Annotated in this window: 6 protein-coding genes; all 6 read right to left on the bottom strand. The window is 43.8% G+C overall.

All coding sequences use genetic code 11. The features are described 5' to 3' along the window. Nucleotides 1–92: 92 nt before the first annotated feature. Nucleotides 93–2054 (bottom strand): HlyD family efflux transporter periplasmic adaptor subunit, encoded by a 1962-nt coding sequence (locus PHQ42_00565; protein ID MDD5071220.1) that lies wholly within the window; start codon nt 2052–2054, stop codon nt 93–95. A 5-nt stretch (nt 2055–2059) separates the two neighbouring features. Next, complete coding sequence (locus PHQ42_00560; protein MDD5071219.1) at nt 2060–2464, bottom strand: response regulator; 405 nt, start codon at nt 2462–2464, stop codon at nt 2060–2062. 84 nt (nt 2465–2548) lie between these two features. Beyond that, nucleotides 2549–3253, bottom strand: a complete 705-nt coding sequence (locus PHQ42_00555) for a hypothetical protein (GenBank protein ID MDD5071218.1) — start codon at nt 3251–3253, stop codon at nt 2549–2551. After that, nucleotides 3254–4453 carry an ABC transporter permease gene (locus PHQ42_00550; GenBank protein ID MDD5071217.1) on the bottom strand — a complete coding sequence of 400 codons (1200 nt, stop codon included), beginning with the start codon at nt 4451–4453 and terminating at the stop codon, nt 3254–3256. Between the two features lies 1 nt (nt 4454). Continuing rightward, nucleotides 4455–5804 (bottom strand): ABC transporter ATP-binding protein, encoded by a 1350-nt coding sequence (locus tag PHQ42_00545; protein MDD5071216.1) that lies wholly within the window; start codon nt 5802–5804, stop codon nt 4455–4457. Between the two features lie 44 nt (nt 5805–5848). Then, nucleotides 5849–10081 carry a fibronectin type III domain-containing protein gene (locus tag PHQ42_00540; protein MDD5071215.1) on the bottom strand — a complete coding sequence of 1411 codons (4233 nt, stop codon included), beginning with the start codon at nt 10079–10081 and terminating at the stop codon, nt 5849–5851. Nucleotides 10082–10125: the final 44 nt, after the last annotated feature.

Below are 10125 nucleotides of genomic sequence, written 5' to 3'. Positions count from 1 at the left end.
TCATCTGTCCAGTATTCTTTTTTTAGATCTTTTGCCTGAATCAATGGAACTGACATTTTTTTATATTCCTTGTTAAAAATTACCGTTAAATTTTATTTTACGTTTTTTATAAAAGTTATAACCTGATCGCCCTCTTTAACTCCGGACAAAACTTCAACCATGCCTCCGTCGCCCCGCAGACCGATTTTTACCGGCTCCTCAACGACTGTTTTGTCAACCAAAATCCTTACGTATCTTTCACCGTTATTTTTTTCTATTACCGCCCGGGACGGCATGATTAAAACGTTTTCCCGGGACGCGGTGGTAATAATAACATTGGCGGTCATGCCGGGCTTTATATAGGCTAATTTTTCTTTGTCTTTCCCCGCAAACTCCGCTTCAAAATCCTCGCCCTCCATATTTAAGCCGTTTTGCCCGAAAACAAATTGAATTTTAAGTTTGTAATAAATTATATCCTGGATAACGGTTTCCGCCGGCTCTATGGAATAAACTTTCCCGAAGATTTTCACTTCATCCCCAAAAGCGTCTAAAGTAATCTCGGCCGAATTGTCCTTTTTTACTTTGGCAATATCAGCCTCGGAAATATCAACTTCAATTTCAAAGTTGTTTTCACCCAAAATAGCTATGGCCGGTTTGGCCGCCGCTGCCTGTTCTCCGACTTTATAATCAATTTTCACTACTGTGCCGTCAATCGGCGCTTTTATTAAACTGTCTTCAATCTGTTTTTTTGCCAACGCCAAAACGGCTTCGGCTTGCTTGACCTGGGCTTGATATAAGGATATATCCTGGGTCCGAGCCGGAGATTTAATGTTTTCCAGTTGGGCTTTGGCCACCAGCCAGGCCTCCTGGCTGGTATCGGCTTTTGACTGGGCGGCCGCCACCTTTTGTTCTCCGGCCAGCCGAACCGAGGCTAAGGTATTTTTGGCCGATTTTATAGCGTTGGCCAAATCCGTTTTGGCTTTAGCCAGATTATCCTCGGCTTCCGCCACCCCTGTCTGGTAAGCTAAAATTGCGTCTTCTAAATTATGTTGGGCGGTCTGGACAGCGGAAATTGCCGTGCTGATAGCCGTAATCTGGGCGCTGATGGAAGTCTTGTAAGCGTCAAGGTCGGTCTGGGTGAAAGCCGAAGACACAACGCTGTTTTCCAGAGCTTTATAACAATAATCCAGAGCCTCAAAAATTTTATTTAAAGCGGTAAGAGAGTTTAAGCTTACGGCAATCGCCTCTGAATTTGTTCCGCCCGCCTTAGCCGTTGACAGGCTACTGTTAGCTGCTGCCAGCAATCCCGAAGCGTCCGCATAGGCGCTTTTGGTGCTGGATAAATAACTGGCATTTTTAGCTTTAAGCGGCTCTTCGGCATCACTGTCATTTAAAATCGTATTAATGCTGTCAAGAGCGGTATTGGCTATTACCAATTTATTGTCAACGGTTGTCAGGGCTACGCTTCTTTTATTGTTGATTGACTGCTGGTAAGTGCTCTTGGCATTGGCTAAATCAGTTTCTGCCAAAGACAAGGCCTGCTCATAGGAAGTAATGTCTTCGGCCTTATCAGACTCCAAATCGGCCAAATTTTTTTCCGCCTGGGAAATATCCTCCGCCACGGTTTTTTTCACTTTATCCAGCTCGTCCAAACTGGCCAAATAAGTCGCCTTAGCTTGGTTAACCTGGGCCTGGGAAACGGCGATTTCCACGGAAGTGGCGCCGGACAGCAATTTATTCAAATTGGCGTTAGCCACTTCCAAATTGGCCAGGGCCTCCTGTTCTTTTATGGAAAAAGAGCTGTAATCCAATTCTGCCAGAACTTGATCTTGTTTTACCTTGTCGCCTATTTGGACCAATATTTTCCCGATTTTCCCGCTTTGCAAAAAACTCAACTCAATTCTCTGGGAAGCCTTGACCGCGCCCACTTCGCTTACTGTTTGGACCAATTTCCCCCTTTCAACCGCCACGGTTGTATATTCAATTTCTTTTTTTCTGCCCGCAATAAAAAATACGGACAAAGCCGCAATTATCAATAAAAATATTATTATTGCTTTTTTCCAAAATTTTTTCATAATAATTAAGGCTCTTGCTTAATTTTTTCTACATTGGCAATAATTTTTTTAACTTTATCAACAAATTCATCAATATTGAAATCGCTTTTTATAAAATAATATTTTGCTCCCAATTTCAGACTCAAATTCTGGCTATACTGATCGCTTAGGTTGGTAAAGATGAATATCGGCAAACAAGAGGTTTCTTCGTCCGCTTTTATGGCTTTTATTATGTCGAAACCGTCAATAGCCGGCAAAATCAAGTCCAAAATAATAAAATCTGGCTTGATTTTCTTTATTTCCGCAAACAAACCCCCGATTTCCATGTTGCCGCTATTAGCTTCAACCTGAAAGCCCTCCAAGCTGAATTTTGCCTGCAAACTGGACAAAATATTAACATCATCCTCAATTATAAATATTTTTTTAGCCATATTGGTATTATAACATAGAATAAAATAAAAGAAAAACAGGCCCTCCTCCCTGCTTTTTTATAGGGGGTTTCCGGAAAAAAATATTTAACTGGATAAAATTTTTTCCAAGTATTTTTTCGCTTCCAATTGCCTTTTGAAGGAATTTTCCAGCTCAAGCGCGCAAAATCTGGCCAAATATTTTTTATATTTTTTAACATAATCCAATTCAGATAAATTTTTTAGCCAATGGCTGTTATAATATTTTACCTTTTTTCCGTTCTCAATTTCAAAAAATGGTTTTTTGCCCATGGCCGATATGTGGCAGAAGCCAATTTTATATTTTTTCAAAATTTTTGGGAACTTTTTATGATTCTCCAATTTCTGAATATGGTTATAATCATGCCAATGGCTTACGTCCAGACAAAAGCCGGCAAAAACATCCAATAAACAAAAATCGTCATCTGAAAAATCAATATGGTTTTCCAAATAAATTTTTTTCAAATACCCCTTGCTTTCGGCTAAAAAATTTTTGTTCACCTTGTCAAAATGAGTATTGAAAAATTTTGTTTTATATTTTTTCATTAAATAAGAAAACTCCCATTTTTTAAAATCATGCCTGGCATGAACAACGGGGATTCTCTTTAAGCCAGTTTTTTCCAACAATTTATAAAGTTCTTTTCGTTCTTTAATTTCCAGGCAGGTCGGAAAAAGCGCAATTTCTTTTAAACACAATTCATCAATTTCTTTAACTTTGGCCCGCCAGTCCGATTTATAAGTTGTTGTTAATCCTAAGAGTATTTTTGGTTTCATTTATTTATAGCGCAAAGCCGTTAAGGGATTTAGCTTGCCGGCTTTATTGGAAGGATAGACTCCGGTTATGAACCCGATCAAAGTTGAAAAAACTATAATCACCGCGATAAACCAGGGCGGGTTATAAAACAAATCCAGGGACTGCCCGCCAAAAATCCTGGCTAAAATATTAATTCCTATGTTGGCGGCTTTACTGGCCAAATAACCCACTATAATCCCTCCCACGCCCCCCAAAAAACCCATTATGGCCGACTCCATTAAGAACAATAGCCTAATATCTCTCCCCGTGACTCCGATTGCCCGCATAATGCCGATTTCATTGATCCTTTCCAGCAAAGTAATCGTCATAGTGTTAAACATGCCGATAGCCGAAACAACCAGGGCAACCAACCCGAACAAGGCTAAAATAATCTGAATAATTCTAAATATCTTATTGGCTTGGTCAATTGTGTCCGACAAAGAAGAAACCAAAAATCCTTTATCAATAATTTCATCCCTTACTCCGGCTATATGTTCGTTAGCCGAAACCTTGACTTTTAGTTCATTATACTGGCTGATTCCCAAATCGCTTATTGTCCGCCTGGGTATAAAAATATAATTAGCGCTTTCGTTTTCAATAACCCCGACAATTTTATATTCTTCCTCCCTCTTCGCCACCTCAACCTCTTCAAAGCCTTCCTCCGACAACTTCGGCACAAATAGAACCAGGGAAATATTCTCGCCGATAACCTGCTCCGAATCCAAATTGAACAATCGCGCTCCAGCCGTGGAAATAACCGCTTCATATCTGTTGTCGGATTCAAACATCTCTCCCTTATCCGCCCTAAGGCCGCTCAAACGAAAAAATGACGGGTCAACCGCTTCAACCAGGCCGTCGCCGGTGAGATCATTGGCCGCTAGCTGGCCGGTCAGATGGATGGAAACGCTCACTTCTTCCACCTCTTTAATCCGAGAAATTTCTTCAACGTCTTTGTCGGTCAAGGTGATTAATCTCTCCGCCCCCGGGCTTACATCTAGGCTCAACAAGGAATCAGCGGTAGTGATTCTGCTTAAAATAGTTTTTTGCAAACCATAGCCCAGGGAAACCAAAAACAAAACCGTGCCGATGCCGACGCTTACGCCCAAAACGGTTAAAAAAGTCCTTAAAGGCCTGTTTTTAAACATTCTGATTGATAATGAAATTAAGTCCAAAATCCCCATATTATTTATATTTTCCTAAAATCAATAATTCTAATCTTCTAGCGATTTTTTTCGTAACCCTCTTGTCTATCCCCGCTCCGCCCTCTTTCAAGGGCAAATCTATTTTTTTGAAAAATCCTTCCTTGTCTATTTTGCTGGTTACTCTCATTTTTATCGCGCCGTCCATTATTTTCAGAGAAAGCGGATCAGACACTTTAAGGCGAAAACTATCCAAGAGATAGCCTCTTATTTGTTCTATGTCCGCATTCTGCCAGGATCTTTTGCCGGAAGAAATTTCCCTGTCCATCTTTTCCAAAATGCTTATTTCCTTCATTATATCTTTCACTTGATCGGAAACGCGCCGAGCCGACCTTTTGTCCATGCCCAATCCCCCTTTTTCAATTTCTTCGTCAAGGTATTTGAAAAATGAATCTTCTATGCTTCGCATTCCGGCAATCAGCAAATTTTCAACTTTTTTCTCAATCGCCCCGACTTCTTCTCCGCTCATTTCCAGCAAAACCTCGGAAACGATCTGCTTGGCTTTAAACGGTATTAATAAGCTTCCCGCCGCTCCGGAAATGCCGGAGAAGGTCCTGGCCAGCATCTCCAATTCTTTGGAAATAGGAGCTTCGGCTTCTTTATCTTCCGGCCTGGCGGCAATTTTTTTCCTTTCTTCGTTAACCCTTGTGTCCACAATCGCCCCATCTTTTACATAAAATACCCGATGGGCAATATTTAAAAAGGCGGGATTATGGGTCACCAAAATAACGGTTTTTTTGCTTCTTTCGTTAAGGTCGGCCAAGAGGGACATGACGTCTTGGGCCGCTTTTGAATCCAGATTTCCAAGAGGCTCGTCAGCCAGCAATATTTCCGGATTATTTACCAGAGCCCGGCTTATGGCCACCCTCTGCTGCTGCCCGCCGGAAAGCTCGTTAGGAAATTTATCCGCCTGTTCTTTTACCCCAAAATGGCCTAAAAGCTCTAAGGCCTTTTTCTCCCTTTCTTTTTTATCCGCGCCGACAGCCATCTGCGGTAAAATAACATTTTCCAAAACATTTAAGGAATCAACCAAATAATAAGCTTGGAAAATCATCCCCGTCCTTTTTTGATGAAATTCTTCCGTTTCTCTGCAATTAAGTTTTGCGATGTTTTTGCCGCCGACATAAATATCCCCGGTGATGTTTGTTTCCAGGCCGGCGATTGAATAAAGCAAAGTTGACTTCCCGCAGCCGGACGGCCCAAAAAAAATAACAAACTCGCCCGGGTAAATTTCCAAATTAATCTTCTTCAAAGCTCTTACTTCGTTCGGCTTGCCCGAAAAATAAGTAACATTTAAATCTTTTATTTTTATCAGCGCGTTTGTTTGTCCCATATATTATTGAATAACGGCGGCTTTTTTATTTTTTGATATTTGGCTTACTTTTTCATTTTTCCAACCCAGCCGAAAACGTCTTCCACATTTTTCATAATAACTTGGAAAACCGATTCGCTCTGACGGGGAGTAAGAATAGTGTAAATTTTAGACATGGAAACGTTGCCGCCCGAATCAATGCTCTCCACCCGGAAAGAATAAATTTTGCCCGGTTCAAATTTAGTAATAACCGCCACGTGCTTCTTGGAATAGTTAGCGTCCAGATTGGTGGCCTCCGCCATTGCTTCTTCCGGGGAAGCGATGCCGGCCTGATAATAAACTCTGGTGGTGGACGGCTCATTGGTAAGCCAGGAAATAATGGTCTGGATTTTTATGTCTTTGCCTGGGGAAATGGCCGAACTGGTCTGGACCTGGTAAATAATCGGAGGCAGGTCGTCTTCGGAGGTGGAAAAAGAATCTATGGTTTTGCTGGTGGCGTTTTTGTCTATATCAACGCTCAAAAGCTCCACCCGATAAATAACCCCGGGTTCAAAATCGTCAACGTTCACTTCGTGAATGGTGGTAATGGCTTTGTCATATTTAGTGCGAGCTTCTTCCCGGACCAGCGTATTATTCCGGTAAGGGGTATATCTGACCGTGGAATCCGCCTCCACATTAGTCACCCATTTAAACGCGGCTTCGGTGGTGGAAATGTTTTGGATAGCGTAATTGCCGATTTCCAGAACTTCTTTGGCGGTGCGGAAGGTGAAATTTCCGGATCTGGCTTCCGGCCCGATCGGACCCTGGCTTCTTAACTGGTAATGGTAAATGGTATCCGGCCGCAAATCGTAAATTGCCACTATATGATCCCTGATTCTTTCCGTTGAATTGCCGATTACCTGCAAATAGGGATCGGCGGAAGCGGCTTTGTATTCGCCCTCCGGCGCAATCGCCACCAGCGAATTGGCTTCCTTGTCTGTTTGCCAAATGACGGTGGCGGTCTTGGCTGTAGTTAACACGCGGGGTTCTCCGGACAAAACAGGGGCCGGAATCGTTCTGGCTAATTCCTCTATGGAGCTTTGCTGGAGCATCAAAGTTGATTCCAGAGATCCGATTGAGACTTTTGAAACTGTCTGCTTAATAACATCCATCGCCTTATTAACCGCCTGCGAAGCCAATTCTAACAAACTCTCGGCTTTCCCGGTTTCTTCCTGCTCCGAGAGCTCCCCGGTCAATTTCTCCACATCTTGAAAGCTTACCTCTCCCGTTTGCTGGCTTAATTCATCGGCCAAAGACAAAGTAATAAAAGTGGCGCCGGTTCCTCGAGCCAAGTTGCCGGCTGAATCAGCCGAAGTAACCCGGTAATAATAAGTGGTTTGCGGAGAAAGCCAATTGAGTTTAACCCTATGCGACATTGCGCTGCCGCGTTGCCCTTGGGTATAGCCATAGCCATAAGATCCCCCGTACTCCACGAAGCTATCGGAATTTTCGTCGGTTTTCCAGGTAACTATGGCTGAATCGGAAGTTATGTCTGAAACACTGACATCGCTGATGGCCGGAGCGGTAGTATCGCCGCCGGAACTGGGCACAGTGACATAAACAATGCCTCCGCCCGGGCTGGTGGTTTCCACGCTGTCTTCTCCGGCCTGTCTGGCTATCTCTTCTCTCGCCGCTACCGCGCTCTCTTCTGATAATGTTTCCAGGGTGGTGAAGTTGTATTCAGCGCTGGAGGTGGCGTTATCGTTAGCGTCGGTTGACGTCACTTTATAATAATAAACCGTATCGGCGGTTAAATCGGACAGAACCACAGCATGGCTGGTATTTAAACTGGAGGAAGTCTCGGAGAGGGTATAATTGCCGGAAACCGTACCGTAATCAACCTGCGAATCGGAAGCTTCATTGGTTGTCCAGCTGATAACCGCCGAAGTGTCCGCCACCGGGCTGGCGGTCGGACCGGCGGTAATGTTCGGCGCGGTTGAATCAAGGGAAGTCGTGAATGAATAATATTGAACTATTCCGCTGACAATATTTTTATCTTGAGCCACTCCGGATTTAACGTAATAATAATATTTTGTTCCTTCAGTCAATTCAGAAATAGTAACTGAATGAGAAGTTACTTCCGCGGTTGTTCCCGTTTCCGTGGAGCCGGACATGTCCGAGTTAGCTGAATACACGACATAAGAATTACTGCTAATATCCGTTATCCAGTCAATCCTGGCCGTATTATTGCCTGTTTCAACGGCTGAAACATTGGAAATAACCGGTCCGGAAAGGGTTGTAAATGAATATCCGTCCACTCCCAAAGTGCTGGAAGCCATATTACCGTATACATCGGTTGACTTAACTTTATAATAATAAGTTGCGCCCGAAGAAAGGCCGGATAAAGTAACGCTATGCTCTCCGACGCCAGCCGCGGTATCCAACATTGAAGTCACGCCAACATAGGGAGCTCCGGAAAAATCGCCGCCGGAAGAAGTGATATATTCCACCCGGGAATCAGCCAACTCGTCCGTATCCCAAGTAATCGTGGCTGACTGGGTAGTGACGCCGGAAGAGGCAACGCTGGAAATAACCGGCGGAGTCGTTTCTACGCCGCCGCCGCCTTCAGTCCCGTCCTGAACTCCGTTAGCCGTCCCGGTAACCACAGAAGAATATCCGGAAGTATTACTATTAGCATCAATGGTCACAATTTTATAATAATGAACACTATCCTCTACTAATTCAAAATCGGCGTAATAATTTTCGGTTCTATCAGTAATAGCGCTTTCTAGGGTATAAGTAGAACCGTCTGTGGAATGGTAAACCTGATATGAACTAAAACTATGAGTAGGTTCGGAAACGACTCCCCAGGCGATAAATAAGCCGTAAGTTGGGGTATCCAGGGCCAAATTGGAAATATCCTGCACCATGGAATTGAGGGGCGTAGGGGGAGTAGTCGCATTAACCGCGCTTACATTGCCATAAGCGTCTTTGAACTCCGCATAAACCGTATCCGGATCCGTAGCCAGAGATATAGTGGATTCCGCGCTGTAATTTTCCCAGCTGGCGCCGGAAAAACCGCTATCAAGGGAAATTCTCATCTGCATACTTGAATCATCCGTGGCGGATAACGCCAGAGTTGCCGGAGTAGATGTGGCATAAATATTCAAACTGGCAGAAGCCGGCGCGGTTGTATCCAAAATCCCGGAGCTGGAAGTTGAGCTAGCCGTAGCATTCGCCAACTCATTATCATTTATTATGACCTTAATTTGAAACTCGGCGCTATAAACATCGGAAATAGTGGTAGAAGCAACCCAGGTAGCCGTATAGGTAAGAAAGCTATCTTCCAAAACTTTATTATCAATATCCCCGTCGCCATCAGTATCGGTCACCTCTCCGTTTTCCGGCGCGTCGCCAAAGTCTATGGAAGTGGTGGCGATTGAGGTCCAAGACGAGCCGGCGTTCAGGGAGTATTGGAAAGTGGGGGTAACATAATTTTTGGTAACTGTTCCCGAAGTGGCGTCAGTATCCTTGATCTCATAACTAATATCAACTACGCCGTCACTTCCCTGAACGGCTGTAACATTTTGGATGCTAGGCGGGGCATTAACCACATAACTTATAGTAACATCGGATAAAGTGGGATTGTTAATGCCGTCGTCGGATATAAAGAAAACTTTGTATTGGAACCACTGGTCGTCGCTAGTGTCCGCATGAGTAGAATTGATTGTTTCTCCGCCCGCCGGGTCAGTATAATAATCGTCGGCGCCGGTCGGCCCCAGCCAAGCGCCCCAGTCGCTGCCGTTAGGCGAGGTCCTTAATTGAAATTTAATGTCCGAACTCCCGGGCAAAGTTTCTGTCCAAGCAATGCCGGCTAAAACATTGGCTGCATCGCCGGAATCATAAGCCGAAGAAATCAAATTGCCCAAAACATTTGTGTAACCCCAGGTAACATCATTCAAAAACGGCCAGGAAGCGTCATCATCGGAGGTTAAAATAGCTTGATACTGCAAATAACGTTTAGTGCCGATATCATTTGTTGGCACGCCATTAGAAACGGTTATCCAGCTCGTCCAGGTTTCGTCCGGAACTGCCACATTGCCGGCCCTTGCCTGCATAACAATAGAAGTGTTGGCCGGCTTAGTTTCGCTCCAAGAAAGCATATTGGTCGGAATTTCCGAACCGGCGTCATAAACCGCGGAAGTGGTGGTGCCGGTCGTAGCCGCTTTGGCTTGATTGGCAAAATAAAAAAAGCCAAAAACAACCGCTATTATAACCGGAAAAATAATAGTTATTTTTGGCTTAAAAAAATTTAGCATGGGATATTGTATCTATATAATATATTATCTCTCATCAAAATAAT

The organism is Patescibacteria group bacterium, from assembly GCA_028711655.1.
Classification (GTDB): Bacteria; Patescibacteriota; Patescibacteriia; order Patescibacteriales; family JAQTRU01; genus JAQTRU01.
The sequence above is the reverse complement of the archived record's forward strand: the minus strand, read 5'-3'. Positions and strand labels throughout refer to the sequence as shown.